At 58.9% G+C, this 26,152-nt stretch carries 25 protein-coding genes and 1 pseudogene; 7 read left to right on the forward strand and 19 right to left on the reverse strand.

Annotated features, from left to right (window positions below; translation table 11 throughout):
• The first annotated feature begins 2 nt into the window (after positions 1–2).
• Positions 3–1,661: a recombinase family protein gene (locus AK81_RS05025; protein WP_050491838.1), complete on the forward strand. Its 1,659-nt coding sequence runs from the start codon at positions 3–5 to the stop codon at positions 1,659–1,661.
• 47 nt (positions 1,662–1,708) lie between these two features.
• On the opposite strand, the gene AK81_RS29100 is transcribed toward AK81_RS05025, so the two are convergent.
• The 9 genes from AK81_RS29100 to AK81_RS05060 form a co-directional block, all read right to left on the reverse strand.
• Positions 1,709–3,034, reverse strand: coding sequence for a hypothetical protein (locus AK81_RS29100; RefSeq protein ID WP_154100732.1), 1,326 nt, complete (start codon positions 3,032–3,034; stop codon positions 1,709–1,711).
• Between the two features lie 70 nt (positions 3,035–3,104).
• Complete coding sequence (locus tag AK81_RS05030; RefSeq protein WP_043197187.1) at positions 3,105–3,311, reverse strand: hypothetical protein; 207 nt, start codon at positions 3,309–3,311, stop codon at positions 3,105–3,107.
• A 353-nt stretch (positions 3,312–3,664) separates the two neighbouring features.
• Positions 3,665–4,210, reverse strand: a complete 546-nt coding sequence (locus AK81_RS05035) for a recombinase family protein (RefSeq protein ID WP_043197283.1) — start codon at positions 4,208–4,210, stop codon at positions 3,665–3,667.
• Between the two features lie 411 nt (positions 4,211–4,621).
• On the reverse strand, positions 4,622–6,010 hold the full coding sequence (locus AK81_RS05040) for a hypothetical protein (protein ID WP_043197190.1): 1,389 nt from the start codon (positions 6,008–6,010) through the stop codon (positions 4,622–4,624).
• 82 nt (positions 6,011–6,092) lie between these two features.
• Positions 6,093–6,269 carry a hypothetical protein gene (locus AK81_RS30125; protein ID WP_160325557.1) on the reverse strand — a complete coding sequence of 59 codons (177 nt, stop codon included), beginning with the start codon at positions 6,267–6,269 and terminating at the stop codon, positions 6,093–6,095.
• A gap of 257 nt (positions 6,270–6,526) precedes the next feature.
• Complete coding sequence (locus AK81_RS29105) at positions 6,527–7,213, reverse strand: hypothetical protein (RefSeq protein WP_154100733.1); 687 nt, start codon at positions 7,211–7,213, stop codon at positions 6,527–6,529.
• A 514-nt stretch (positions 7,214–7,727) separates the two neighbouring features.
• Positions 7,728–8,264 (reverse strand): hypothetical protein, encoded by a 537-nt coding sequence (locus AK81_RS05050; RefSeq protein WP_043197194.1) that lies wholly within the window; start codon positions 8,262–8,264, stop codon positions 7,728–7,730.
• Positions 8,265–8,266: 2 nt separating this feature from the next.
• A complete protein-coding gene (locus tag AK81_RS05055) occupies positions 8,267–8,641 on the reverse strand; it encodes a hypothetical protein (RefSeq protein ID WP_043197196.1) in 375 nt (124 codons plus the stop codon).
• Positions 8,638–8,886, reverse strand: a complete 249-nt coding sequence (locus AK81_RS05060) for a hypothetical protein (protein WP_043197198.1) — start codon at positions 8,884–8,886, stop codon at positions 8,638–8,640. Before AK81_RS05060 ends, AK81_RS05055 begins: the two co-directional genes overlap by 4 nt.
• 706 nt (positions 8,887–9,592) lie before the next feature.
• On the opposite strand from AK81_RS05060, the pseudogene AK81_RS05065 reads away from it, so the two are divergent.
• The 4 genes and pseudogenes from AK81_RS05065 to AK81_RS05075 all read left to right on the forward strand — a co-directional run.
• A pseudogene (locus AK81_RS05065) lies at positions 9,593–9,748 on the forward strand (FKBP-type peptidyl-prolyl cis-trans isomerase); the annotation flags it as partial.
• A 98-nt stretch (positions 9,749–9,846) separates the two neighbouring features.
• Positions 9,847–10,029, forward strand: coding sequence for a hypothetical protein (locus AK81_RS29110; protein ID WP_016498589.1), 183 nt, complete (start codon positions 9,847–9,849; stop codon positions 10,027–10,029).
• A 7-nt stretch (positions 10,030–10,036) separates the two neighbouring features.
• Positions 10,037–10,543 carry a hypothetical protein gene (locus tag AK81_RS05070; protein WP_043197200.1) on the forward strand — a complete coding sequence of 169 codons (507 nt, stop codon included), beginning with the start codon at positions 10,037–10,039 and terminating at the stop codon, positions 10,541–10,543.
• Positions 10,544–10,775: 232 nt separating this feature from the next.
• A complete protein-coding gene (locus tag AK81_RS05075) occupies positions 10,776–11,438 on the forward strand; it encodes a hypothetical protein (RefSeq protein ID WP_043197201.1) in 663 nt (220 codons plus the stop codon).
• A 47-nt stretch (positions 11,439–11,485) separates the two neighbouring features.
• On the opposite strand, the gene AK81_RS05080 is transcribed toward AK81_RS05075, so the two are convergent.
• The 3 genes from AK81_RS05080 to AK81_RS05090 form a co-directional block, all read right to left on the reverse strand.
• Positions 11,486–12,214, reverse strand: coding sequence for an aspartate/glutamate racemase family protein (locus AK81_RS05080; RefSeq protein WP_043197203.1), 729 nt, complete (start codon positions 12,212–12,214; stop codon positions 11,486–11,488).
• A gap of 16 nt (positions 12,215–12,230) precedes the next feature.
• Entirely contained in the window at positions 12,231–13,763 is a 1,533-nt protein-coding gene (locus tag AK81_RS05085) for an NCS1 family nucleobase:cation symporter-1 (RefSeq protein ID WP_043197205.1), read from the reverse strand.
• Between the two features lie 544 nt (positions 13,764–14,307).
• Positions 14,308–14,745, reverse strand: coding sequence for an Lrp/AsnC family transcriptional regulator (locus AK81_RS05090; RefSeq protein ID WP_043197208.1), 438 nt, complete (start codon positions 14,743–14,745; stop codon positions 14,308–14,310).
• 133 nt (positions 14,746–14,878) lie between these two features.
• Between AK81_RS05090 and AK81_RS05095 the strand changes: the two genes are divergently transcribed.
• Positions 14,879–15,775, forward strand: coding sequence for a DMT family transporter (locus tag AK81_RS05095; protein ID WP_043197212.1), 897 nt, complete (start codon positions 14,879–14,881; stop codon positions 15,773–15,775).
• 145 nt (positions 15,776–15,920) lie between these two features.
• Positions 15,921–16,847, forward strand: a complete 927-nt coding sequence (locus AK81_RS05100) for a class I SAM-dependent methyltransferase (RefSeq protein WP_043197213.1) — start codon at positions 15,921–15,923, stop codon at positions 16,845–16,847.
• Between the two features lie 101 nt (positions 16,848–16,948).
• Here AK81_RS05100 and AK81_RS05105 read toward each other — a convergent pair whose 3' ends face one another.
• The 7 genes from AK81_RS05105 to AK81_RS05135 all read right to left on the reverse strand — a co-directional run bounded on the left by AK81_RS05105 (position 16,949) and on the right by AK81_RS05135 (position 26,142).
• Positions 16,949–18,973 (reverse strand): mechanosensitive ion channel family protein, encoded by a 2,025-nt coding sequence (locus tag AK81_RS05105; RefSeq protein ID WP_043197214.1) that lies wholly within the window; start codon positions 18,971–18,973, stop codon positions 16,949–16,951.
• Between the two features lie 208 nt (positions 18,974–19,181).
• Positions 19,182–20,180: a sulfate ABC transporter substrate-binding protein gene (locus tag AK81_RS05110; RefSeq protein ID WP_043197215.1), complete on the reverse strand. Its 999-nt coding sequence runs from the start codon at positions 20,178–20,180 to the stop codon at positions 19,182–19,184.
• Positions 20,181–20,397: 217 nt separating this feature from the next.
• Positions 20,398–21,219 (reverse strand): ion transporter, encoded by an 822-nt coding sequence (locus tag AK81_RS05115; protein ID WP_043197217.1) that lies wholly within the window; start codon positions 21,217–21,219, stop codon positions 20,398–20,400.
• A gap of 45 nt (positions 21,220–21,264) precedes the next feature.
• Complete coding sequence (locus AK81_RS05120; RefSeq protein ID WP_043197220.1) at positions 21,265–22,137, reverse strand: urea transporter; 873 nt, start codon at positions 22,135–22,137, stop codon at positions 21,265–21,267.
• A 186-nt stretch (positions 22,138–22,323) separates the two neighbouring features.
• On the reverse strand, positions 22,324–23,739 hold the full coding sequence (pyk, locus tag AK81_RS05125; protein ID WP_043197221.1) for a pyruvate kinase: 1,416 nt from the start codon (positions 23,737–23,739) through the stop codon (positions 22,324–22,326).
• Positions 23,736–25,010, reverse strand: coding sequence for a glycerate kinase type-2 family protein (locus tag AK81_RS05130; protein WP_043197223.1), 1,275 nt, complete (start codon positions 25,008–25,010; stop codon positions 23,736–23,738). Before AK81_RS05130 ends, pyk begins: the two co-directional genes overlap by 4 nt.
• Before the next feature lie 238 nt (positions 25,011–25,248).
• Complete coding sequence (locus tag AK81_RS05135) at positions 25,249–26,142, reverse strand: 2-hydroxy-3-oxopropionate reductase (RefSeq protein WP_043197225.1); 894 nt, start codon at positions 26,140–26,142, stop codon at positions 25,249–25,251.
• Positions 26,143–26,152: the final 10 nt, after the last annotated feature.

Genomic DNA, 26,152 nt, shown 5'->3' on the forward strand with positions numbered 1-26,152 from the left:
CAATGAAACAGGCCATATCTTACGTTCGCTTTTCCAGCTTTCGGCAGTACAGCTCTAACTCTGTAGAGCGCCAGCAGCGTGAGATAGCCAAGTGGCTGGAAAAGAATCCTGACTACAGGTTGAGCGACCTAAGGTTTGAGGACCTGGCGAAATCCGGCTTCAAGGGGGAGCACGTCGGGAAGGGCGGGGGCTTCGGCAAGCTCCTCGATACGGTCAAGGCTGGAGTGATCAGAGAGGGTGACGTTGTTCTGGTTGAGGCTATCGACCGAACGGGGCGCCTGGATACTGTAGACATGCTCGACTTGCTCACGCCCATCCTGAAGGCCGGTGTATCAATTGTCACCCTGGATGACGGGAACGTCTACAACCGAGCAAACGCCAACGGCTCATATATCCACCTGCTGATAGGCAAGATTCAGGCTGCCAACCTGTACTCGGTGAACCTGTCCCGTGTGACCATCCAGTCTTACGACATCCGCCGTGCCAGGGCGCTGGCGCTATCGGATCAAAGTACGGAAAGCACGGGGCCGAAGGTAAAACGGCACACGCCCGTCTGGTTGACCGTTGAAGGCGTTGTCATCGAGCGGATTGCCAAGCACGTCAAAGCCGCCTTTGAGCTGTACGCGGCTGGCGTTGGGAAGGCCACTATCTCTGTGCGTATGCGGGAAACTGGCGAGCCGGAGCTTGCTAAGTGCTCGGGGCCTACCGTCGAAGGCTGGTTACGAAACAGGACCGTCATCGGGTACTGGAACGACATCCCTAACGTCTACGAGGCGATCATTGAGCCGGACCTGTTCGTCCGTGCCCAGCAGCGGGGCAAGGAAGCAAAGACGACTCGCCCGGCAAAGACTGCAAAGCACTTCCTTGTCGGCCTGGTGAAGTGTGGCCACTGCGGCGGGAACTACATAATGCAGAACAAGGACGGCCACCCGCACAGTATGCGGTGCCTCAATCGTCAGCGGCTCAAGGATGCAGGGTGCGACAACACACGCACCATCCCGAAGCCTGTCCTTGACTACATCCGCGTTAACACCTCCCTCGGTGCGGTGGAGACTGCATTCCAGCGCCAGCAACTAACCGTCAACCAGAAACGGATACTCGCCATCCAGGGCGAGCTTGAAGACGTTGCACGGAAACTCTCTGACCTGGCCAAGGCCATCGAAACGGTTGGAGCTATCCCTGAAGTCATCAGCCAGCTAACAGCCCGGCAAGCTGAGCGGGAAGCACTCAATGCCGAACTGGTAGTGTTGGAACGCACGGAAAGCCCGCTCGATACCTTTGGCGCCGTCCGTGTTGAGGGTGAACTACTGGAGGATGATTCCATTAAGCTGGCGGCATTGCTGAAGGGCGTCGGCTACTCCATCACTGTCAGAAGTGACGCAAGGATGACGGTCAACTGGCCGGGCGAGGAGGGGCTTGAATGGGCGTACAAAGGTACTGAGCGGTCCACAGGCTATTACCTGCTTCGCCACTACGAGACTACCGTCCAGGATGAGCCAGCAGCGAACCCGCTTGGGTTGAAATTTAAGCCACTGGATGAACTGATAAAGGTGTTCCCGAAGCCGCACCTTGTGCCCAAGCCAGAACGGACAGCCGATCAACTCGACCAGTTGAACCCGTTGCAGCAACTACTTAGAAGGCACAACCAGCACCAGCCTTGATGACAAAGCTGTGGGGGCTGAAGGCAGTCCCTAGCGCTCCAAGGTCTTTATCGCTTAACTAGTCGATGCCATATGTAACCTGGACGTTTTTTGTACGACTGAAGTTGCCGGATTGCTGGCAGTGTTTCAGTCAGTCCTGTTGATACCGACGCTAGGAGTGAAGGTACTAACGCAACTGCTGAGCCAGTGCCGATTGCCAAGCCAATACCACCAAGCGATAGAAGCGTCCCCTTCAGGAAGCCGGCGCCTATTTGCCCTACCGCTCCGCGTATCTCATCTACCTGAGGCATAATGTCCCTGTGGAAAAGTGCCTCACACTTTCGGTCAAATGCGTTTGCATCTGTGCCATAAAGCTCATCACTTACGGAAAGTAATGAACTATTGAAGCGCTCAAAGGCGCCTGCGTGCTTGTCTCTTAGCGTGACTATAGTGTCAGGGGATTCAATATTGATAAAGCTATTATTCAATTCCAGGAACTTGACGCACGGTGAAATAGTGTCAGTTCCCGTAGTGTTTGAAAGCGAGAGTAAGGTTGATTCAAACTGGGACTCGGTTAAGTAAGTATTGCCCAGCTCTTGTGCAAGTGCTGCCTGGTTGCATATGGCTTTTAAGCGAGCGATGATCGCCTGGTTTGTGGCCTGGTAAGCCCAGTGCTTAAACTTCTCCTCGGATAGTATTTCGTTCTTATCCCAGGTTTCCCTGTAATAGATTCTGCCGCCTTCGCGCCTGAAGTTGTCCGTTGTGGAGTGCTTAAAGAGAGACACTCCTGAATACAGGTGGTCATTGTTGAATGTTACAACAAGAGCTGAGCGCCGTTTGACGTGAGCCTCCTCTCTTAATATGTACATGTCATTATTATCGCCCGCTATGGCTGACTTGAGGATTGCATTCGAGTGCGCGAAGTCATGGATTGCGGGAGAAATTGAGGACCTGAAAGCATCCTCCGAAATGAGTAAGGGAATTTCTTCGCTAGGTTTGTCATAGTAGTCAATCGGGTATATGGCGACAAATCCAGCCCTTATCAACGGGTGCAGCCAGCTATAAAATTGTAGTCCTGCAAGCAGCTTTTCATAACTGATGTTCGAGTCAGCCGATACTAACGGATCGTTCAATACTACGCGATTGTATACCAGCAGAGACGAGAGAGTGCTTTCTCTTGAGAACTGGGCTGACCATGTGCTGAATTGGGCGTTAAGTCGAGCATCCTTAGGGTGAGCTTCAACTTCCTTAAAAATGCCGCTCTGCCTAGCCTTGACGAAATATGTGAGGCGGCGGCTCAGTTCGTGTTTTGGTACACGCTCCAAGTCTACAACGCCACCATTAGGCTTGAGTAATTCGCACTCTATCAATAGGTCTAATGCTTGATTGCTCATTGTTCCCTCAAATCTTCAGTAGGCACGATAGGTTTGAAAAGTGGCTCAGTCGATGGTGGCTCGCAGTGCATCAATATCGGATGCGTTCAATCGCTGAAGCGATAGCATCCGCGTTTGTGTCGAGGGCCTGCAAAGCTACCATTGCATTGTCGTGGACGTTCACAGAGCCACGCTGGCGTATCCAGGTGCTCACTTCCTCGATGGCGGCTCTCAGGGCTGTCTGGTTCATCATCAGTAGTTCTAGGGCATCAGCGGTTGCAGCGGCCTTGTCGTCCATATCGTTGATTTCCTTATCCCGGCGGTGATGCACAGTTCTGGGATATTACATGACGGTAAGGCTTGCTGGCAGGGCTCTGGGCTGGAATTTAAGCTGAGTGGGGGGCAATTTTTCCAGGGCGGCTGCCACCTAAAATTTTTTCTACGGTACCTGCCCTGTTCGGAATATGGCCTGTGATCCAGGCAGTAAAATATCAGATAGGGTATCGGGGAAAGCGGCTGAAACTTAGTCAGATGGCAAGCGGTGCTTAATACCCTTTGCGGCTCGCCAGGGGACCGGTAATCGTCTTTTTGAAATATCCTCTGGGTGACACAGGCCATCCGGGATTTTTTCTGTAATCGCTCCCTATAGCGTTACACAGCCGCTTTCATTGCACGCTGTACGGTGCTCAGGCTCACTCCCAGGCTCTCGGCAGCCTTGCGGAACGATTGCCCCTCAGCGATAGCGGTACGGATAGCATCATCATCCACTGTCTTGGTGCGGCCCTTGTAGACGCCTTTCTCCTTAGCCTTGGCGATGCCTTCCCGCTGGCGCTCTCTAATCATTGACCGCTCAAACTCAGCAAAGCTGCCCATCATCGAGAGCATCAGCTTCTGCATCGGGTTGTCTTCACCAGTGAACTCAAGCTGTTCCTTGTTGAAGCGGATATGGATTCCACGTTTGTTCAGGTCCTCTACCAGTTTCAGCAGGTCGGCCAGGGAGCGGGCTAGGCGGTCGATGGAGTGGACTACGATAGAGTCCCCTTCGCGGACATACTCAAGCATCGCCTGGAGCTGGGGGCGCTCTGTGGTAGCCCCGCTCACTTTCTCAGTGAAAACCTTGTCCAGGGTGATGCCGTCAAGCTGGCGGTCTGTGTTCTGGTCAACCGAGCTAACGCGAATGTATCCGACCTTTGCCATTTCCTTGCCCTCTGTATTCATTTGCCTCTAGATACAGAGAGTATGGCTGTATTCAAAATCAAAAGCAACGCTAATGAATACGGATTCTAGGTGTGCCCTGTATTCACTTCTTTGTGTTCTCAAGGGTGTACTCATCTGAATACAAGCGTGGCTTTCCTCCAGGCACAAAAATGCCCGCACGGTGGCGGGCTGGAGAGAGGTGCAAAACATTGATTTTCTGAGGGCACGCCCTGTAGCGGTAACTCCGCACAGAAACTGTTGAAAATCTGACTCAAGGGATAAGTTCTTAACCCCCTGCGATGCAGGGCCCTGTTAATAGGGGCCTGTAGGGGTGTGAGGGTGCGAGAGAGCCAGAACAGACGCCCGAGGGCAATTAGATACTGGTTAGATCGGCAATTAGTTATCGGGGTATCAGGCTGCGGCTCTGTACCTGTCCTCTACCCCTGGTAGGCGTTCCAGCCACTGTGGGTAGCCTTCAAAAGGTACGTTCCACTTCGTATAGCGGGGCTGGCTCCGGTAGTCCTGGCGTGCCTTCTCAATTGCATCATCAAGATTTGCCAGTACGGCTACCCGAGCATCTACAACCGCTACTGTTGTGCATAGGCCAACGTCGAGCAAGGCTTGCCACGTTGGTTCAAGGGAGACGTACAAGTTTTCAATGTAGCTTTGCTGGTCTGATCCGCAGGCTTCCCAGCTCCACTGATCCGGGGCAGGGATAGCGGGAGAAAGGATGTTCAAGTGCATCCGCTTCAGCAACCGTGCTTCAAGCATTTGAGCGGGAATGTCGAGACCCTGTAGTGCTGCCTGTGCGGCTTCGATCATCGACTTAATCAACATCGCCTTGTCTGCATCCAGTGCTGCAACGGACGGCTTCCAAGGGTTGCTTGGGCAGTAGTAGCGGAGTGGCGACCATGTAGCGTTGCCAATCTGTAGGAATCGGCTACGGGCTGTACCCTGCTTATCGTTGGTCTGCGTAAGGTAGATACCCAACACTTGCACCAGCTTCAGCATATGGCGGCAATTATCCCTCTGCTGCCCCCCAGGGAGCAGGTCAGAGAAACGGGCAAGTTCGTCGCGGAGCACGCCCAGCTCAGAGTCTACTGGGCAATTGGCGGCAGTGAACTTCTTACTGCCTGTCCTGCCATTCTGGATAGCATCAAGTTGCTGCAACACTTCCACATCCAAGGCTTCAAGCTCTGCCTTGGTGTATCGGCGGTCGAGTGGTTCGTATAGTTCGTCGCCCTGGTGTTTGAAGACTGTCCCGGCCAGGCGGAGCTTTACTGTTCGCTGGGGAATCTTGTCTAGTTCATCTAGGAAGGTGTCCAGCTCGGGGCCTAGGAAATCAGCGATCTTCTGTAGCACCTGATCCCGAGGCATATCCTCAGTGATGTTCCACTTCCGTTTACGGGCAGATACAGGGATAGAGGCGCCAGCCCAAGAGTTGACTGGCTTGTTGCTCTGCTGCTGGTTGAGCTTTGCAATGCCGGTGAACAAGTTCTCTGGAGTGGTGAGGCCGGTGCTGCCATCGCGACCAACAAGGGGCTGGACGTGGCAAAGCTGGAACAAGTCTTTGCCGTGGCCACCTGTTACCCAGCCGTAGCGTTGCTTGCGGTAAACGTGCAATTCGTAGAGTAGGTGTAGGCCAGTGGCCATGATGCCCTGGTAGGTCTGGACCGTCCCCGCTCGCTTGGCTTGATCTAGGAACCAATATCCGAAGGCACACTCCAGTAGGCGAAGTTTGCGACGTTCGATCTTCTTTTGCCTGGCGGTTAGGGTTGGCGCCTTCTGCTGGCGCTCCACTGCCTTGGCACAAGCTCTGCTGCAAGTGGATGATCCCCCAGGACGACGCCGAAACATCATCCCGCACTTGGTGCAAGGGTACTCAGGATGCTTTTTGTTCTCGGCTGTTGCCATTGGCGTCCACGCTTGCAGGGATCAAGTTAAGTTGGCTGGCCAGGGTGAGGAGCACGTTCAGGCCGTGTGTAGGGTTTGAAATGCCACGCGAGGCCATGAAGGCAAGCAGGCTGGCAGTAGCGTTTTCGTTGAGTGAAATCCGCATGGTGAAACTCCAAAAAATGAAAAGTTAAAAATGGCGAGGCCGCGTGGCACTAGGGCTACAGCCAGATATTGCGACAAATACGTACCTACCTGGCGTGCACCTTTTTACCCTTCTCCAGGCAGCAGGAACCCGATGAAATCAGCGGCCATATCGGCTTGATTGTCTGGGCGGTTATTTGGGGAGGGACGCTATTATTAGAAGGCGGGTGGCAATTGCCAATCGTATGTTTGCATCAAGTTGATAGCCGGGCTTGATGACTACAGGCCGGTGACATCCACTGTCAGCACTGTGGGAGCTGGCGCCAATGGCATCTGGCCGGGGGGCGGGTCGCCAGCACTGCCCCAAGGGCGTGAAGCGATTGCTGTTAGTCCGCCGCCACCTGATGTAGGTCCTACCTGTAAGCAATAGGACATCAACACGCCCCAAGGCACGCCAGCCTGTGAAGCCCCCCTCCATTGCTTGGGGTAGACGCCTAGGCCAACGGCATATGTCCGCCCAGGTACTGGGTAGGATTGCACTTGCAGCCCGGATGTAGGCACGCTGAAGGCGTTAGAGATTTTCATGAAGTTACTATTAGAGTCGAAGGTCAATTCTCCGCTCTCATTGAATAGCTGCATTCCATAGCTACCAGTTGAGGCTACTGGTGGTGCCTCTCTGAAGCCATATATCTCTATGGTGCCCTGTGCTGAAGTTCGGAAGGTGTGAGACGTTCCAGACTTCTTGAAAAGGGCGATGCTTCGATCTGTAGAAGAGCCGAAGAACAGGAACTTAACGTCAGCAGGGATATACATAGTGAACTGATACCAGGTGCCGATGAAGGCTGTATTGCCGTCATTGCTATATGGGCCTGTAAATGTCTGTTTGAACGTTGGTGAGATAGTTTTGAAGTCAGAGTCTATTTGCAAGATCCCTTCATCTGTATATACCTTGAGTCCAACCGCCATTAGAACACTCCCACGCTGATTTCAACACTGCGTCTAGGTGCAGGGCCATAAGGGCTTACGGGGATTGCATAGTCTAGGAAAGTCCAGCTAACAGTGTTGCCACTAATCGTTATGTCTGGGTATGCAATGTGCTCGCTGAAATAGTCAGCATCTGTAGTGATGTAGTGAAAGGGCGTTCCCGAGTCTAATAGCCCTGGAATTACCCGAGAGGAGTTTGCTAGGCCACTTGCAAATGTGCTGACGATCTTGCCAATCCTCCGAGTGCCGTCGAGCACTAGGTTCCCGCTAGCATCGAAAATCTGTAATCCTGCTGCCATATATAATCCTTGAGGCTAGAGTTGCTTGGCTTTAGCCTTTTGTTCCTCTGCCCGCATAGAGGTAATGTAACAAGTGACCATCCATTCGATGAACTCTCGAACTGGCATCTTGTGTTTGCGGGCGTAGTGATTCAGTGTGTGGAAGTCAGCAGCATTGAAGCTGACCCCCAGGGCTTTGGTGTGTTCGTACTCGCTACTCACGCTGCTGCCTCTACCTTGGCCTTACCCTTGGCAGGCTTGTTGTATTCAGCGATCAAGGCGGCGTGTGCTTTCTGGCGTGCTGCTTCCACTTTATCAGCCAGGGCTTTCGCTGCTGCCGCCTCTTGCTCCCGAATTTCGCGGGCTAGGGTGATTTCAACTTGGCGGGCAGTCTCTGCAACGTTGCGGGCATAGCGGCTTTCGGCATATGCCTCTGCTACTTCTTTTGCCAGTCCAACTAGATCAGCGTCAATCATCTCCTGGGGCTTCTTGAGTTGAATCTTCAGATATAGCGGCTCATGGAAAGCAGCAGCGATAGCGTACCCTTTATTAGTCCACTCAAGCATATCTTGAAGGGCGTAGGCGAGAGGCTTGTCACTAAACCAATCAACGTGAGCACCTAGCTGAGGCCGGGCTGGAGACTGAGAGTGGCGGTAATACTGCGCGGTGCGTTGGTCTACTAACTTCTGAAGTTCGTCGGCGTCGTGTGTGAAGAACTCCGCAACGTCGATGCCGTATTTATATTTCGCGGTCATAATTACTTCCGTGGTTGGCGAACCGGCTTGAACCCGGCTTTGAATTTAGTTGTGTTGGTCGGGGAGTGCTTATTACTTGCCACTGTAGCGTCCTGGGAGGGCTTCTGAGGGGGTTTCTGGGCTGCCCTGATATGTTGGGCTGCCTTTGCTATTTTCGCCTCTTGTAGGCGCTCCCTGTGCTCTTGTAGGTCACTCAGAGTTACTACTGTGCCAGCAGGGAGAATGTAGTCCTCTAGGGTGTTCAAGTACAGAAGTTCATCCTGAGTCGCTTCAATGTAATCCACTGCTGCGGATTGAGTAGTTGGGCGGTCCAGGAAGTAGCTTAGAAGAGCACCGTTGCTTTTATTGGCCTCTAGCCACACGTTGGTATCGGTCATTGTGCGATCCCTTCAGGGCGAAGGTGGAGAGCTTTGAACTGACGCTGAATGTTCGTCCACTTACGGAAAAGTTTTAGCTCTGACGCCAGCGGCTTAACATCTGGCCAGGACTTACGCCAGGCGTCTAGAAACTTCCAGTCTTCGTCATGGTCTAGAAGGTAGTCGAAGGTTTCCAGGTCATAGCGGGCTGAAGTCAGCCCAAGAACTTCGCCGGATGAGCGGTCAATTTGATGGTACAGTTTCATTTAAGCAGCCTCTTGGCCTGTTGTCTTCTGAGCTTCTTGAAGTTCATATTCGATTTCAAGTTCAGCCTGGGTTTTAGTGGCATTGTTCTTTCTCCATGTGGCTACTTGGTGGGCGACACAGCAGAAGCGAGAGAGGCTAGATCTGGAGAAGAAAATGCGAGAGCAGTATTCGCAGCTATGCCTGCGGAGTGGGCGTTGGGCCATTGAGTTATTACCTTGGTATGTTTGGTTGTTTAGATTGGATATGAAAAAGGCCCGTTCTCTGGATGAGGCGCGGGCCTGGGTGCTGCGATCACACTTATATAGGAAGTGTAAGCATTACTCGTTGCGAGCAAATTTGAATGTTAGTGGCCAGAATCGTTGCTCCCCTGGCCGGGGAATACCTTGAAGTGAGCGGAGCAGAGGGCGCCCACTAACCAGTACAACTGTCCCAATGAAATTACAGTCATTTGCCTGGACTGATAACAGGATGCAACACGCACAAGCATTGCCTGTAAGTTCTGCCAGTGCGTGTTAACAACTTAGGAAATAGTGTTACGAGAGCTTGAGACAGAACATCTCAAAAGAAGCGTCTAGTATAGCAGAACCTACGAATTTGTCAACACAATTCTCTCAAACATGCAAGTACTTTATTAATTATTTTGATGGGCGGTGCTGGAGCCCTGATTTCGGAGACTCCCGTCGTACTCACATTTGAAATAGTTGCGACCAGGGCCTGATGGGGATGCGCGTTGGCGGCAAACGCAAACTGCAGGTTCCCGCGCACCTGGGTTATGGCGAGCGCAGTGTGGGGGCGATACCGCCTGGCTCGGATTTGACCTTTGAGATCGAATTGCTGGAAGTGCTGACGCGGGATGATTGAGGAAAAGGACTACACGCGCTGTCGGCTGGTGTCTGATTGAGATGAGATTCAGAGGCCGCTAAGCTTGCCGACTCAACAAGCGAGAGGGGAGCAGTTCCATGAAATCGCATTTTTCCTCAAGGGTGGTACGCGAAGCTAACGCTTTGCTAGTGGCATCAGGTGCGCGAATGGAAATTTCTCTACCGCGCGAATTGGCCAGTGTGATCACTAATCCGCGAAAGACCCGTTCGGAACTGAAGGCAGCATTTACGGCCGCGTATTTCCGCCTGCGCAAGGGGTGAGAGCCTTATGGCCGACGGCTGTTACAACCACATTTACTCCGTGCTTGTGGAAAATGAGCAAGATACTCTCGGTATCATTGCCTATTCGTTGTACAAGCGGCAAAAAATCGAGTTCATCCAGGCTTTCAAGACAAAGCATGATCGGGAGCCTAAAGATGAAGACTTGGCTCCTTTCCACGATGTCAGCAACAGTGCCACGCAGATCGAGAGTTATCGAAATCAGGCCAGTCAGCTTGCTCAGGGCTTTCTTGACGCCTCGATCGCGGCGCAGGCCGTTGAGCTTGAACAGTACTACTCAGATAAGGCAAGCAGTGAAATCAGGCAAGCCAAACCTGGGTTCTGGCTGGGTGTGGCACAAAGTATCGTGGGCTCAGTCCTATTTGTATTCTTGCTAGGTTTTCTGGTGTTTTTCACCTGGAGTTTGAATCAAGGCCCGAAACAGGTCATCGAACAGGTGTTTGATGTCACCATTCTCGACTCGGTCTCTGCGAGCGAAGCTGCGGGGGCGCTGTGACGGCCACTCCCGGAGTGATTAGCTGAGACCGGACATAATTTAGCAACACCCATCCCCTAACCTAGGCCTTGCCTAGGGAACGGCATCCACCTCCAGGGAGGAACCAAACGGGTTCAGGGCACTCTGACCCTCACTCGTTGCCAAGGATGGCATTCACTACAAGGGCGCCCTGCAGCTGGCAGGGCGATGTGGCGGGTCAACCCGATTTTCTCTGCCACACGAGCCTGCCTTGATGAAGTTGCCAACATTCTTCCGCCGTCGTCGCCATTTGCTGCTGAGCCTGGTACTCACGGCCGTCGCCGTACCGTTGGCGCTGGAGGCTGTCGAAAGCCGGGCTGAACCGGTGGATGGCACCCAGACCCTGGTGTTCCTGCGCCATGCCGAGAAGCCGGGTGAGGGGCTGGGCCAGTTGAACTGCCAGGGCCTCAACCGTGCACTGGACCTGGCAACCTTGCTGCCGGAGCGCTTCGGCAATGCCGACTACGTGTTTGCCGCCAACCCTTCGCGGCATGTCGAAGAAGGCAGCAAGGACGAAAGCTACAGCTACATCCGCCCGCTGATGACCATCACCCCCAGCGCCATCCGCCTCGGCTTGCCGGTGAACATCGACTACGGCGCCAACGACACCGAAGATCTGGCCGATGAGCTGCTGAGCGACAAATACCGCAATGCGACCATCTACACCGCCTGGTCCCACGGCTACCTGCCTGAATTGATCAACACTGTGGCCGGCAAGGCCCTGGGTGAAGAACGGGTGATCACCGAGGACTGGAGCGGCGACGACTTCGACACCCTCTATGTACTGACCCTGACCTGGCACGACGGCAAGGCCAGCCTGCTCAGCCGCAACGTGCGACAGGGCCTGAATGGCGGTACACATAGCTGCCCGACCTGATCTGCGGGGCCTGTTCCGGCAATGCACCGGAACAGGCAAATAAAAGGTTAACGCCCGTACCGCACCGGCCAGCCCACCACCTTTTTCACCCGCGGCGTGGCATAGGTGCGCACCTTGGAGGTGCTCAAGCCCATGCGTACCAGTGATTCGGCAATGGTCACCGCTGCGCTCACACCGTCCACCACCGGCACGCCGGTGCGCTGGCGGATCTGCTCGTCCAGCCCGGCCATGCCACCGCAACCCAGGCAGATCACTTCGGCCTTGTCGTCACGCACGGCGCGTTCCGCCTGCTCGACAATCGCCTCAACAGCCCGTTGCGGATCAGCTTCCAGCTCCAGCACCGCCAGCCCGCTGGCCCGCACCGACGCACAGCGGTCATATAGGCCAGAAAGCTTCAGACGGTCTTCGATCAGTGGCACGGTGCGGTCCAGCGTGGTGACCACCGAATAGGCATGGCCCAGGTACATCGCGGTGCTGGCGGCTGCATCGGTAATGTCCACCACCGGCACGTTCAGCAATTCCTGCAGGCCTTCGCGGCCGTGTTCGCCGTATCCGGCCTGGATGACGGCGTCGTAGGGGCCCTCGTAGGCCAGCACCCGGTCCATTACGGCGATGGCAGCCAGATAGCTTTCGAAGTTGCCTTCTACCGACTCGGCGCCAAACCAAGGGGTAAGGCCGATGATTTCGGTACCGGGCGCTGCTACGGCTCGGGCTTGCTGGGCAATGGCTTCGGTGATGGCTTCGGTGGTGTTGACGTTGGCGATCAGAATACGCATGGGCAGTCCTCCCTGATTAATGGCTGCTGTGGTCGACGGCGATGCACTCGCCGCTGGCATCAACGTAGTGGCGGTTGCGCGGTGCGATCAGCAGGTACAGGACGGCGGCGATGCCGGCACCGATCAGCCAGGAGAACGGCGCCACGCTGTGGAAATTGGGTACCAGGGCCAGCACGATGGCCAGCAACGCAGCCGGCACGAAGGCGGCCACGGCGCGCAGGTTGATGCCTTTGCTGTAGTGGTAGGCGCCGGTCGGGTGCTCGGTGTACAGCTCCGGCACGTTGATGCAGCCTTTGCGCAGCAACCAGTAGTCGGACATGATCACCCCGTACAGCGGGCCGAGCAGGGCGCCCAGGCCGGACAGGAAGTACACGATCACCAGCGGGCTGTTGTACAGGTTCCACGGCAGGATCAGCACCGCCAGGGTGGCGCTGATCAGCCCGGCGCGGCGGAAGTTCAGGTGGCGTGGCGCCAGGTTGCTGAGCACGAAGGCCGGGGCGACGAAGTTGGCCATGATGTTCACCGCCACGGTGACAATCAGGAAGGCCACGCAGCCCAGTACCAGGAACAACGTGCTAGGGATGGCGGCGACGATCTGGGTCGGGCTGTCGATGATCTGGCCGTTGATCTGGAACTGCGCGCCGCACAGCACCACGGTGATCACGGCAAACACCAGGATGTTCACCGGCAGGCCCCAGAAGTTGCCGACGCGGATGGTCTTGCGGCACGGCGAGGAGCGGGCGAAGTCACAGAAGTTCAGCACCAGGGTGCCGTAGATGGCCAGCCACAATGCGCCGCCGGCAAAGATGTTGCGCCACATGTCAACGCCGGTCAGGGGCTCGGCGACCGACCAGGCGATGCGTGCGTCGGCCTTGAAGTACATGAACACTGCCAGGGCGGCCACGGTCAGCAGGATCACCGGGCCGGCGAAGGCCTCGTAGCGGCGCACCATCTCCATGCCGTAGGCCAGGATCACCAGCTGCACCAGCCAGATCGACACGAAACACACCCAGCCCAGGCTCGACAGGCCAAGGATGCTGTCATGGTCGTAGGCTGCCATTTGCGGCCACACGGCGGTAAGCAGCACGCGCAGCACCACCGAGGCCAGGTAGGTCTGGATGCCAAACCAGGCGATGGCAATGACTGCGCGGATCAGCGCGGGTATCTGTGCACCATGGATGCCGAAGGCAATGCGGCTGATGACCGGGAACGGCACCCCGGTTTTCTGCCCCATGTAGCCGGACAGGTTCATGAAGAAGTACACCAGCGCCGCGCCAATGGCCAGCGACAGCAGAATCTGCCAGCCACCCAGACCGAGGGCGAACAAGCCCATGGCGAACGAATAGTTGGCAATATTGTGCACATCGTTTGTCCACAAGGCGAAGATGCTGTAGCCACCCCAGCGCCGCCCTTCGGCGCGGGTCGGGGCAAGGTCGCGGTTGTGCAGGCGCGGGCTCAGGGCCAGTTCCGGCGCATTGCCGACGAGGTTGGAAGCGGGGTGGGTGCTGGCGACGGATAGTTCAGGGGCAAGGTCGAGGCTGCTACTCATTCCGGCGGGCTCCTGATGCACGTTGACTGCGATGAGCGGGCATGCGCACGGGCTCGCCATCTCGTCGGTGCAGCTTGGCATCACAGGGTTCTGGGCGCGGCGGCCGGCTTTGGACCGGCGTCGCGGGTTCTTGTGTATTTATGTTTTGTTTAAGTTGTATACAAAACACAAGCACACAAAAGCGAGTTCCATGCCAAGGAAAAGCAAGTTTCAACAGATGGACATTTCGAACCTATCTTGTTGAAAGATAAGTTAATGAAATAAAGAAGGTATAAGTTGACCGAATGAACAGGTTTAAATTTTCTACGGACTAGTTAGTTGATCGAATGGTCAAAATTAGTTGCGGGGAGTGTGTAACGCAATGGGGCGTTACTGGAAAAAGTGCACACAAAAATGGCACTTATGGTGACATTTGTGTGTACAAAAAATAGTCAGCTTTTCCTGCGCCGGCCTCTTCGCGGGCATGCCCGCTCCCACAGGGTCACGACAGGCCTAAGCGGTGCGCAATCCCTGTGGGAGCGGGCGAGCCCGCGAAGAGGCCAACTCAGTCCATCGGCGGCAACCGCCGCTTCACCGGGCTTTTCTTGATGATGGCGGTGTTGGTCTCGGCCAGCACATTGATGCGGTCAAGCAGGGTGTCCAACTGCTCCATCGAGCGCACATGCAACCGGGCAATGAAACAGTCTTCGCCGGTGACCTTGTCGCACTCGGTGAACTCGGGAATGGCAATGATCTGCCGTTCCACCTCCTGCAACTGGCCCGGCAGTGGGCGGATGCGCACGATAGCCTGCAACTGGTAACCGAAGGCACGCGGGTCGACCTCCACGGTATAACCGCGCAGCACGCCACGCTCTTCCAGGCGGCGCAGGCGCTCGCTGACGCTGGGCGCGGACAGCCCGCTGACTTGGGCCAGGGCTTTGAGCGAGCGGCGCGAGTCTTCCATCAGTGCATTGATCAACAGTTGGTCGATGGCATCGGTCATGGTCACCTCGTCAGGTAGTTCGCGTTATTTGCCTTGATAGTAAAGGCAAGGCTGTGAGTTTGCCTTTGTTATCCGCTGGAAGGCTTAGCGGTAACCTTTGCATACTGTTGCCATCGTCAACGGGAGGTGTGAGATGGACAGTTCATTGCGCCGTGGCTCGCTGGAAATGGTCGCCGCCATGCTGATTTCGGGGACCATCGGCTGGTTCGTGCTGGTGTCCGGGCAGCCGGTGCTCGAAGTGGTGTTCTGGCGCTGCGTGTTCGGCGCCGTGACCTTGCTGGTGATTTGCGCCGCTTTCGGCTTTCTGCGGCCCGGGGTGATCAGCCGCACGGCGTTCCTGTTGGCGATTGCCAGCGGCGTTGCCATTGTCGGTAACTGGCTGCTGTTGTTTGCCTCGTATTCCCGAGCGTCAATCGCCATCGGGACAGCGGTGTACAACGTACAGCCGTTCATGCTGGTGGGGCTGGCGGCGCTTTTCCTGGGCGAGAAGATCACCCTGGCCAAGGTCACTTGGCTGAGTGTCGCCTTCCTCGGCATGTTGGCCATCGTCAGTGCCCATGGCGCGGGGCAGGGCGGTGGCGAAGACTATCTGCTGGGCATCGCCCTGGCACTTGGCGCGGCGTTTTTGTATGCCATTGCGGCATTGATCATCAAGCGGCTGAGTGGCACGCCACCTCACCTGATTGCGTTGATTCAGGTAACGACGGGCGTGCTGTTGCTGGCGCCGTGGGTCAAGCTCGGTGGATTGCCGGGTGAAGTGCCAGCGCTGGCCAGCCTGTTGACGCTGGGCATCGTCCATACCGGCGTGATGTACGTGCTGTTGTACAGCGCCATTCAGCGTTTGCCTACGGCGTTGACGGGGGCGCTGTCGTTCATATACCCGATTGCGGCGATTCTGGTGGACTGGGTGGCCTTCGGGCACCGGCTGGCGCCGCTGCAATGGTTGGGGGTTGGGCTGATACTGCTGGCAGCGGCAGGGATGCAACAGGGGTGGTGGTTTCGGCCGGCGCGGGTTGTAGTCAAGCCTTGAGGTGACCTTGCTGGCCTCTTCGCGGGCACGCCCGCTCCCACAGGTACGGTGCAGGTCTTGGCCTTGTGATATTCCTGTGGGAGCGGGCGTGCCCGCGAAGAGGCCAGCAAGGTAGAATGCCGCTTTTGCCAGCCTGCGACCCACCATGACTTCCCCGATCCACACCCTTGAGCAACACCTGCTCGCCGCTCTCGACCCTGCCCCGCAGGAAACCCGCCGCCTGTTCCATGGCCGTGGCCGCTGCTGGGCAGGCCTGGAGCAGGTCACTGTCGACTGGTTGCAAGGTGTGCTGTCGGTAGCCCTGTTCCGCGAGCTGCCAGAGGGCCAGTTGGCCGAGCTGGAAGCCATGCTGCGCAACGTGGCCCAGGCCCCGCAATGGACCGGCCAGGCCATCCTCATCCAGCACCGCTACCTGCCCGACAGCCCTGGCCAGTGGCTGCTGGGCGAGCCGTGCCAGCAACGCGAGGTGGTCGAAGACGGCCTGACCTACCTGCTGGACCTGGGCGTGCGGCAGAACAACGGCCTGTTCCTGGACATGCGCTACGGCCGGCGCTGGGTGCGCGAGCAGGCGGCGGGCAAGCGCGTGCTGAACCTGTTCGCCTACACCTGCGGCTTTTCGGTGGCGGCGATTGCCGGGGGTGCCGAGCAGGTGGTGAACCTGGACATGGCCAAGTCGGCGCTGTCCCGTGGGCGCGACAACCATCGCCTGAATGGCCATGATGCATCGCGGGTGGCGTATCTGGGGCACGAGCTGTTCAAGTCGTGGGGCAAGGTGCGCAAGTACGGGCCTTACGACCTGATCATCATCGACCCGCCGACCTTCCAGCGTGGCAGCTTTGTGCTGACCCAGGATTACGCGAAGATCCTGCGCCGTTTGCCGGAGTTGCTGAGCGCGGGTGGGACGGTGCTGGCGTGTGTCAACGACCCAGGGATCGGGCCGGAGTTTCTGATCGAGGGGATGGCTGAGCAGGCGCCAGCGCTGGCGTTTGTCGAGCGGCTGGAGAACCCGCCGGAGTTTCCGGATGTGGACCCGGCCGGGGGGCTCAAAGCCTTGGTATTCCGTCAGGTTTGATGTTGTCCTTGCTGGCCTCTTCGCGGGCATGCCCGCTCCCACAGGGAACGCACCCGTTTGTGGCAGCGGGTTTACCCGCGAAGGGGCCAGAGCAGGTGGCATCAAGCCCCAATAGCCTGCACCGGCAGCGGATACACCTGGGCAAAGCTCACCTTGTCGGTCTGGTCCACCCGCTTCTTCAGCCGCTCGTTGAACGCCCGGCTCACCGCATACTGCCCGCCGGAAATGGTGCGGAACTGCGCCGTCAGCACAAATCCGTTCAAGTCCATGCGGTCCACCCCGAATACCTGCAACGGCCCTTGCAGGTTGATGCGCAGCAGCGGATCTTCGCTGATCGACTTGCCCACTTCATGGATCAGCGCCAGTGACGCATCCACATCACTGTTGTAGGTGAACTGCACCGAGAAGAACGCATAGGCGAACTGCCGCGACTGGTTGGTTACCGCCTTGATCTGGCCGAACGGCACCGAGTGCACAAAGCCTTTGCCATCGCGCAGGCGCAAGGTACGGATCGTCAGGCTTTCCACAGTACCGGCATGGCCGGAATCGAGCACTACCCAGTCGCCGATGGAAATGGTGTCCTCGATCAGGATGAACAAGCCGGTAATCACATCCTGCACCAGCTGCTGCGAGCCGAAGCCGATGGCCAGGCCGATCACCCCGGCACCGGCCAGCAATGGCGCGACGTTGATGCCCAGGTTGGCCATGGTGGTGATGGTGCAGATGACGATCAGGATCACTTTGATCGCATTGCGCAGCATCGGCAGGATGGTCCGTACCCGGGTACTCGGCTGGCGTGCGCTGCGCCGGCCAACGGGTGGCTTGAGTGCTTCCTGGATGGCCGTGTCGAGTACCACCCACAGCAGCCAGGTGACCAGCAGGATCAGGCCGATGCTCGAAAGCGAGTTGCTGATTGCCTGGCCCAGGCTGTTGCTCAGGGCGAAATCGACCACCGAGAAGCCCCAGATGCGCCCCAGCAGTTCGATGAAGGTGACCGCCATGGCGATGCGCAGTAATGCATGGGCGAGGCTGCGCAGCAGTTCCTTGTAGGGGCGCACCCGTTGCGAAGGGTCGGTTTCGCGCTGGGCCAGCAAGTGTTGCAGCAAGGTGCTGAGGAACACGGTCGAGACCAGCAGTACAGTGGTCAGCAAGGCCTTCTGCAGTGCCTTCTGGCTTTCTTCGCCGGCACCGATCAGGTGTATGGCCGAAACCAGGATCATCAGCAGGATCGGCAAATACCACAGCACCGAAAAGATCCGCAGGGTTTCCTGCACGGCGCGATGCTGCACGCGGTCCTTGAAGGCGCGGTTGCGGATCAGGTGCGCGACCGGGCGGCGCAGGCGGATCACCAGGCTGGCGAAGATGAAAGTGGCAATCAGGCCCGTGGCCACGGCGATGCTGGCGGTGATGTTGCCGCCCAGCTGGCGGGCGATCTGCGGGCTGGTCAGGGCGTCGCTCCAGGCCGCGAGAAAGCCGATCATGAACAGCGGGCGGGGGGCCAGGCGTTTGATCACCGCCACGGCGTCGCGTTTGTGGCCGGCATCGAACAGGGTCACCAGGCAGAGGATGATCGAAGTCGAGAACAGGCCGCTGCTGGTGGCATAGGCCAGGCTCAGGCCCAGGGCGCGGGCCACTGACGGGTCGAGGAAGCGGCTGGCGTACAGCGTCAGCGGCAGGCTGGCCAGCGCCGGCAGGGTGTAGGGCAGCAGGTAGCCGAGCAGGCTGCTGGCGCGTTTGCGTTCGCGTAGCCAGGGCGTGCCAGAAGTGCGTTTGGCGACCCAGCGGCCGAGGCAGGTGAGTGCCGCGAAGCTGGCGGCCCAGGTCAGGGTGAGCAGAATGAAGTTGCCGGCCAGTTGCAGTGAGTCGGTGGCCGAGTGGCGGTCGACCAGACGCTCGACTTCCTTGGCGGCGCGGTCGGTGCGCAGGCGCCAGGCATCCACCAGGTGGGCGTCCAGGTCCAGCTCTTGGGCGGCGCTGTCCAGGCCGTCGGCCAGGGCGCCAAGCAGCCCGCCTTGCAATACCGGTTCGGGTTCGGCGGGTTGTTCTTCAGTGGGGGCGGGGTCAGCGGCCAACAGGTGGGTGCTCAGCAGGCAGCCGAGCAGCAGGGTAGAGAGAAAACGCAGCACTGGAGTACTCCTTGGGCCGGGGTGAGCGGGGCAGGGTTACTCAAGGAACTGATTGCAGGTTGATGGAGAAAGTTCGAAGAAGTGTGTCAAAGCTACTGGCCCTATCGCCGGCAAGCCAGCTCCCACAGGTACTGCACACGCCTCGGGCATTGTGCGATCCATGTGGGAGCTGGCTTGCCGGCGATAGGGCCGGACCTGCCTATATCAATTACTGACCGGTATAGATCTGGTCAAACACCCCACCATCATTGAAGTGGGTCTTTTGCACGGTGCGCCAGTCACCAAAGGTTTTCTCCACCGACAGGAAGTCCACTTTCGGGAAGCGGTCGGTGTACTTGGCCAGTACCGCCGCGTCACGCGGGCGCAGGTAGTTGTTGGCGGCAATCTCCTGGGCTTCTGGCGACCACAGGTACTTCAGGTATTCCTCGGCCACGGCCTGGGTACCTTTCTTCGCCACGACCTTGTCGACCACGCTGACAGGTGGCTCGGCTTCGGCCGACACGCTTGGGTAAACCACTTCGAACTGGTCGCGGCCGAACTCGCGGGCGATCATCTCGGCTTCGTTCTCGAAGGTGACCAGCACATCACCAATCTGGTTGGTCATGAAGGTGGTAGTGGCGGCACGGCCACCGGTGTCCAGCACCGGCGCCTGCTTGAACAGCTTGCCGACGAAATCGCGGGCCTTGGTTTCATCGCCGCCTTGCTTGAGCACATAGCCCCAGGCCGACAGGTAGGTGTAGCGGCCGTTACCCGAAGTCTTCGGGTTGGGCACGATCACCTGCACACCCTCTTTCAGCAGGTCTGGCCAGTCTTTCAGGGCTTTCGGGTTGCCCTTGCGCACGATGAACACAGTGGCCGAGGTGAACGGCGCGCTGTTGTTCGGCAGGCGGGTTACCCAGTTGTCCGGCACCAGCTTGCCATGGTCGACCAAGGCGTTGATGTCGGTGGCCATGTTCATGGTGATGACATCGGCTGGCAGGCCATCGATCACTGCACGCGCCTGCTTGCTCGAACCGCCGAAGGACATCTGCACGTTGACCTTCTCTTTGTGCTCGGCTTCCCAGTGCTTCTGGAAGGCCGGGTTGTAGTCCTTGTAGAAGTCGCGCATCACGTCGTAGGAAACGTTCAGCAGGGTAGGGGCGGCCTGGGCGAGGTTGCCCAGGGCCAGGCCTGCGGCGAGCAGCGAGGCGGTGAAGAGTTTTTTCACGTTGCTTCCTTGTTCTTGAAGGTTATTGGGGCACATTGCCAGCGACTATAGCGGGTGGCTTGAGGCGGGTTAAAGAACAAAAAACACTTTGGTTATGCCGCTGCCTGTGCCGGCCCTTTCGCGGGCACGCCCGCTCCCACAGGGACCGCACACCGTTCAGCCTTGTGGTGATCCTGTGGGAGCGGGCGAGCCCGCGAAAGGGCCGGTACAGGCAGCATCATTGCTTGGGAAACAACCCATTCCCACACCGGGAACAGAACGCCGCCCCATGCTCATGGGTCTTCTTATGGCAAGTCGGGCAGTCATGCTGCAACTGCTCCCCGCGCATGGCATTGGCCAGTTCGGCGGTAAAGATGCCGGTCGGCACGGCAATGATCGAGTAACCGGTAATCATCACCAGCGACGACAGCACCTGCCCCAGCGGTGTCTTCGGCACGATGTCGCCAAAGCCCACGGTGGTGAGGGTGACGATGGCCCAGTAGATGCCCTTGGGGATGCTGGTAAAGCCGTGCTCCGGCCCTTCGATCACATACATCAGCGTGCCGAACACCGTGACCAGGGTCGATACCGTCACCAGGAACACGATGATTTTCTGCTTGCTGCCGCGCAGCGCCTCCATCAGGTAATGGGCCTGCTTGAGGTACGGGCTGAGCTTGAGCACGCGGAAGATCCGCAGCATCCGTATCACCCGGATGATCAGCAGGTACTGGGCGTCGCTGTAGTACAACGCGATGATCCCCGGCACGATTGCCAGCAAGTCGACCAGGCCGTAGAAGCTGAAGGCATAGCGTAAGGGCTTGGGCGAGCAGTACAGGCGGGTGATGTATTCGGCCAGGAAGATCGCGGTAAAGCCCCACTCGATGGCGGCCAGCAACCCGGCGTAGCTCTGGTGTATCTCGTCGATACTGTCGAGGATCACCGTGACCAGGCTGGCCAGGATGATCAGCAGGAGGATTTTGTCGAAGCGTCTTCCAGCCACGGTATCGGACTGGAAGACGATGACGAAGAGCCGCTCGCGCAGGCCCGCAGGGTTGTTCATTGGCTCATTCCAAAAAAGCGGTGGGCTGAGCCTAGGGGCTGCGTTTCAGCTGTGCAAGCGGCTGGCGTTGCGCTGCCTGGGCTGGGCCAGGTGATTGCCCAGGTGCATCAGCCAGCAGGCGGCGACGAAGGGCGCGGTCAGGCCAGGCACTGGCAGCAGTTTGAACAGCGGTTGCAGCAACAGGGCCAGGGCAATGGCCAGCAGCGTCACCCAGGGCTTTTCACCTTGCCGGCTAAAGGCCAATGCTGCCAGCGCTGCATTGAAGCCATACAGGCCCAGCCATGCGGCTTGCGCCTGGTCGGTGAGCAGTGCCACGCCGCCGCCGATGGCCGAGCCGATCACGGCCCACAGGGCGGCATAGGGGCTGGCGATGAACATGCCGAGGATGATCAACAGGCCGGCCCAGGGGTTGTCGAGCAGGAAGATCTGACCGATGCCGCGCGCCAGGGCATACAGCGGATCGGCTTCGACAAAGCCGCTGGGTGAAGGGCTGACGAGCAGCAGCGTGCCCCAGCCCAGCAGCACGAATGGCGCCGTGTAGGCAATCAGCAGCTTGCCGCCGCGCTTGCGCCACTGGTGGGTGATGATGCTGGACAGGCCGCCGGCCGCGATGATCAGTGGCGGCAGAATCGCTGACCACGGCAGAACGGCGCTGATCAGCAGGCCGATGAGTACGCCGTTGTAGCAGTACAGCCCGGCCTGGCGGTCGGCACGGTCGTAGCCGCGACGCTGGGCGGTGAGCAGGCCGGCCAGGGCGCCGAGCAGGGCGCCGCCGACCAGGTCGGGCGCGGTCAGCAGGATGGCCAGCAGGCAGCACAGGCCGCACAGGGGGTTGCGCAGTAGCAGCACCTGGCTGAAACCGTTGAGTAACGCCGTGGCCCAGTCGGGGCACGGGTTGACGAAATTTTTGGTGTACATGGGGCAGTCAATGAGGTTGATGGGAGGGCGGTGGGCCTCTTTGGGCCTCGGTTTTCCGCAGTTGTGTGCGACAACACCGACCCTGTGGGAGCGGGCGTGCCCGCGAAAGGGCCAGCAGGAGCAACGATGTTGTCCGGGCTGACGTATTCGCGGGCACGCCCGCTCCCACAGGAGAGGTGCAGTGGCTTAGACCAATGTCTCGATACGCAGCGTGTTAGTCGACCCTGGCTTGCCGAAAGGCACACCGGCAGTGATCAGCAACGTGTCGCCACGGCTGGCCATGCCTTGCGCCTGGGCAATTTCCAGCGCGGTAGACACAACCTCATCGACCTGGCGCAGGCGGTCATTGACCACCGAGTGCACGCCCCAGGCCACGCTCAGCCGGCGTGCGGTGTTCAGGTTCGGCGTCAGGTTGAGGATCGGTGCCCGTGGCCGCTCGCGCGCAGCACGCAGGGTCGAGGCGCCCGACTCGCTGTAGTTGACCAGCACCGCTACCGGCAGGATGCCGCTGATACGGCGGATGGCGCAGCTGATGGCGTCCGACACGGTAGCCTCGGCCTTTGGCCGGCCAACGTCGAGCTGGGCCTGGTAGTCCGGGCCGTTTTCCACCTGGCGGATGATCTTGCTCATCATCTGCACGGCTTCCAGCGGGTAGTCACCCGAGGCCGTCTCGGCCGACAACATCACCGCGTCCGCCCCTTCGGCCACGGCGTTGGCCACGTCGGTGACTTCGGCACGGGTCGGTGCTGGCGAGAAACGCATCGATTCGAGCATCTGCGTGGCCACCACCACCGGTTTGCCCAGCTGGCGGCAGGTGTTGATGATGCGCTTCTGGATTTGCGGCACGCTTTCGGCCGGCACTTCCACGCCCAGGTCACCACGGGCCACCATGATCGCGTCTGCCAGTTCGGCGATGGCTTGCAGTTGTTCGACCGCCGAGGGTTTCTCGATCTTGGCCATCAGGTAGGCACGGTCGCCGATCAGCTGGCGCGCTTCAACGATGTCCTCAGGGCGCTGTACAAACGACAGGGCCACCCAGTCCACGCCCAGTTCCAGGCCAAAGGCCAGGTCGCGGCGGTCTTTTTCGGTGAGCGGGGAGAGGTCGAGTACCGCTTGCGGAACGTTGACGCCCTTGCGGTCCGACAGCTCGCCACCGTTCAGCACTTCGGTGTCGATGGCATCGCTGTGCTTGGCGGTGACGCGCAGGCGCAGCTTGCCGTCGTCCAGCAGCAGGTCCATGCCGGGTTCAAGGGCTGCGATGATTTCAGGGTGAGGCAAGTTGACCCGGTTGTTGTCGCCCGGGGTCTTGTCCAGGTCCAGGCGCAGGGCCTGGCCGCGTTGCAGCTGCACCTTGCCTTCAGCGAAACGGCCCACGCGCAGCTTTGGCCCTTGCAGGTCCATGAGGATGCCCAGCGGGTAGTTCAGTTGCTGCTCCACTTCGCGGATCCACTGGTAGCGCAGGGCGTGGTCAGCGTGTTCGCCGTGGCTGAAGTTGAGGCGGAAGATGTTCACGCCGGCTTCGACCAGTTGGCGGATGTCGTCGATGCCGTTGATCGCAGGGCCGAGGGTGGCGAGGATCTTTACTTTTTTATCAGGCGTCATGGTTGGGCAGTCTCGAGGATCAGGATGGCGCGGAAGTCGTTGACGTTGGTGCGGGTCGGCTCGGTGACGATCAGCGCATCCAGCGCGGCGAAATAGCCGTAGCCGTTGTTGTTGTCCAGTTCATCGCTGGCCGACAGGCCCAAGGCCTCGGCGCGGGCGTAGCTGGCCGGGGTCATGAAGGCACCGGCGTTTTCTTCCGAGCCATCGATGCCGTCGGTGTCACCGGCCAGGGCATACACGCCCGGCAGGCCTTTGAGGCTTTCGGTGAGGCTGAGCAGGAACTCGGCGTTGCGCCCGCCACGGCCATTGCCGCGCACGGTCACGGTGGTTTCGCCGCCGGACAGGATCACGCAGGGCGCCTTCAATGGCTGGCCGTGCTGAACGATTTGCCGGGCGATACCGGCGTGCACCTTGGCCACTTCGCGCGATTCGCCTTCCAGGTCGCCGAGGATCAGCGGGCTGAAACCCGCCTGGCGGGCTTTGACCGCAGCGGCTTCGAGCGACTGCTGGGGTTTGGCGATGAGCTGGAAGTGGCTGCGGGCCAGGGCCGGGTCGTCGGCCTTGACGGTTTCCGAGGCCGGGTTGTTCAGCCAGTCGATGACCGCTTTCGGTGCTTCGATGTTGTAGCGTTTGAGGATGGCCAGGGCATCAGCCGACGTGCTCGGGTCGGCCACGGTGGGGCCGGAGGCGATCACGGTGGCAAGGTCGCCTGGTACATCGGAAATGGCATAGGTGTAGACCGTGGCCGGCCAGCAGGCCTTGGCCAGGCGGCCGCCCTTGATCGCCGAGAGGTGCTTGCGCACGCAGTTCATCTCGCCGATGGTGGCGCCGGATTTCAGCAGTGCCTTGTTGATATGTTGCTTGTCGGCCAGGGTCAGGCCCTCGGCCGGCAGCGCCAGCAGCGCAGAACCACCGCCAGACAGCAGGAAGATGACGCGGTCGTCTTCATTGAGGTTGCTGACCAGCTCCAGCACGCGCTTGGCCACGGCCAGGCCAGCGGCATCCGGGACCGGGTGCGCGGCTTCGACCACTTCGATTTTCTGGCAATTGGCGCCATGGCCGTAGCGAGTGACGACCAGGCCCGAGACTTCGCCCTGCCAGCTTTTTTCGACCACTTCGGCCATGGCGGCTGCGGCCTTGCCGGCGCCGATGACGATGACCCGGCCGCTACGGTCGGCGGGCAGGTAGGGTTCGAGGACTTGGCGAGGGTGGGCGGCAGCGATGGCTGTGTCGAACAGCTCGCGGAGAATTTTTTGCGGATCGACCGACATGGCAGGCTCCCAATTATTGTTGTTCTGCAGAATCAAAAACGCCCCTGGAACTGCCTCCGTGCAGGCCGAACCAGGGGCGGGTGTTGCTCGGTGCTACCGCTGAACCTGTGGTCGCAGGTTCAGCCGTGTTGGCCTCTTCGCGGGCTTGCCCGCTCCCACAGGAATTTCATGGCCCTCAGGCCTGTGGGGTACCTGTGGGAGCGGGCGAGCCCGCGAAGAGGCCGGTAAGGCTTACAAATTACTTGTCGCCGCGGATCGAGAAGTTGGCCATGTGCTCCAGGCCTTTGATCAGCGCCGAGTGGTCCCAGTTGCCGCCACCCAGGGCCTGGCAGGTGTTGAACACTTGCTGGGCGTTGGAGGTGTTGGGCAGGTTGATGCCCAGTTCCTTGGCGCCTTGCAGGGCCAGGCTCAGGTCTTTCTGGTGCAGGTTGATGCGGAAGCCTGGGTCGAAGGTACCCTTGATCATGCGCTCGGCGTGCACTTCGAGGATTTTCGACGAAGCAAAGCCGCCCATCAGTGCTTCACGCACCTTGGCTGGGTCCGCGCCGTTCTTGGCAGCGAACAGCAGCGCTTCGCTGACGGCCTGGATGTTCAGGGCGACGATGATCTGGTTGGCGACCTTGGCGGTCTGGCCGTCACCGTTGCCACCCACGCGGGTGATGTTCTTGCCCATGGCTTCGAACAGCGGCAGGGCGCGCTCGAAGGCTTTCGGGCAGCCACCGACCATGATGCTCAGGGTCGCGGCCTTGGCGCCGACTTCGCCGCCAGATACCGGGGCGTCCAGGTAGGCTGCGCCGGTTGCCTTGATTTTTTCGGCGAACACTTTTGTGGCGGTAGGCGAGATCGAGCTCATGTCGATCACGACCTTGTTCGGGCCCACGCCTTCGGCCACGCCGTTTTCACCGAACAATACGGCTTCTACCTGTGGGGTGTCCGGCACCATGACGATGATGAACTCGGCTTCCTGGGCAACCTCTTTCGGGTTGGCCAGGGCCACTGCACCGGCGGCGATCAGGTCGGCTGGCGCGGCGTCGTGGTGGGTGGAAACGAACAGGCTGTGACCTGCTTTTTGCAGGTTTTGGGCCATGGGCTTGCCCATGATGCCGGTGCCGATGAAACCGATTTTAGCCATGAGAATGTGC

This window comes from Pseudomonas putida W15Oct28 (genome assembly GCF_000708715.2).
Lineage (GTDB): Bacteria > Pseudomonadota > Gammaproteobacteria > Pseudomonadales > Pseudomonadaceae > Aquipseudomonas > Aquipseudomonas putida_R.

Bases quoted from the DNA above. Each gene is read 5' to 3' on its own strand.
- AK81_RS05075 (WP_043197201.1), top strand. From the start codon at position 10,776: ATGAAGTTGCCAACATTCTTCCGCCGTCGTCGCCATTTGCTGCTGAGC.
- AK81_RS29100 (WP_154100732.1), bottom strand. From the start codon at position 3,034: ATGAGCAATCAAGCATTAGACCTATTGATAGAGTGCGAATTACTCAAG.
- AK81_RS05050 (WP_043197194.1), bottom strand. From the start codon at position 8,264: ATGACCGCGAAATATAAATACGGCATCGACGTTGCGGAGTTCTTCACA.
- pyk (WP_043197221.1), bottom strand. From the start codon at position 23,739: ATGACGCCTGATAAAAAAGTAAAGATCCTCGCCACCCTCGGCCCTGCG.
- AK81_RS30125 (WP_160325557.1), bottom strand. From the start codon at position 6,269: ATGCGGATTTCACTCAACGAAAACGCTACTGCCAGCCTGCTTGCCTTC.
- AK81_RS05080 (WP_043197203.1), bottom strand. From the start codon at position 12,214: ATGCGTATTCTGATCGCCAACGTCAACACCACCGAAGCCATCACCGAA.
- AK81_RS05025 (WP_050491838.1), top strand. From the start codon at position 3: ATGAAACAGGCCATATCTTACGTTCGCTTTTCCAGCTTTCGGCAGTAC.
- AK81_RS05070 (WP_043197200.1), top strand. From the start codon at position 10,037: ATGGCCGACGGCTGTTACAACCACATTTACTCCGTGCTTGTGGAAAAT.
- AK81_RS05130 (WP_043197223.1), bottom strand. From the start codon at position 25,010: ATGTCGGTCGATCCGCAAAAAATTCTCCGCGAGCTGTTCGACACAGCC.
- AK81_RS05055 (WP_043197196.1), bottom strand. From the start codon at position 8,641: ATGACCGATACCAACGTGTGGCTAGAGGCCAATAAAAGCAACGGTGCT.
- AK81_RS05100 (WP_043197213.1), top strand. From the start codon at position 15,921: ATGACTTCCCCGATCCACACCCTTGAGCAACACCTGCTCGCCGCTCTC.
- AK81_RS05135 (WP_043197225.1), bottom strand. From the start codon at position 26,142: ATGGCTAAAATCGGTTTCATCGGCACCGGCATCATGGGCAAGCCCATG.
- AK81_RS05030 (WP_043197187.1), bottom strand. From the start codon at position 3,311: ATGGACGACAAGGCCGCTGCAACCGCTGATGCCCTAGAACTACTGATG.
- AK81_RS05095 (WP_043197212.1), top strand. From the start codon at position 14,879: ATGGACAGTTCATTGCGCCGTGGCTCGCTGGAAATGGTCGCCGCCATG.
- AK81_RS29110 (WP_016498589.1), top strand. From the start codon at position 9,847: ATGAAATCGCATTTTTCCTCAAGGGTGGTACGCGAAGCTAACGCTTTG.
- AK81_RS05085 (WP_043197205.1), bottom strand. From the start codon at position 13,763: ATGAGTAGCAGCCTCGACCTTGCCCCTGAACTATCCGTCGCCAGCACC.
- AK81_RS05120 (WP_043197220.1), bottom strand. From the start codon at position 22,137: ATGTACACCAAAAATTTCGTCAACCCGTGCCCCGACTGGGCCACGGCG.
- AK81_RS05060 (WP_043197198.1), bottom strand. From the start codon at position 8,886: ATGAAACTGTACCATCAAATTGACCGCTCATCCGGCGAAGTTCTTGGG.
- AK81_RS05090 (WP_043197208.1), bottom strand. From the start codon at position 14,745: ATGACCGATGCCATCGACCAACTGTTGATCAATGCACTGATGGAAGAC.
- AK81_RS05115 (WP_043197217.1), bottom strand. From the start codon at position 21,219: ATGAACAACCCTGCGGGCCTGCGCGAGCGGCTCTTCGTCATCGTCTTC.
- AK81_RS29105 (WP_154100733.1), bottom strand. From the start codon at position 7,213: ATGGCGGTTGGACTCAAGGTATATACAGATGAAGGGATCTTGCAAATA.
- AK81_RS05035 (WP_043197283.1), bottom strand. From the start codon at position 4,210: ATGGCAAAGGTCGGATACATTCGCGTTAGCTCGGTTGACCAGAACACA.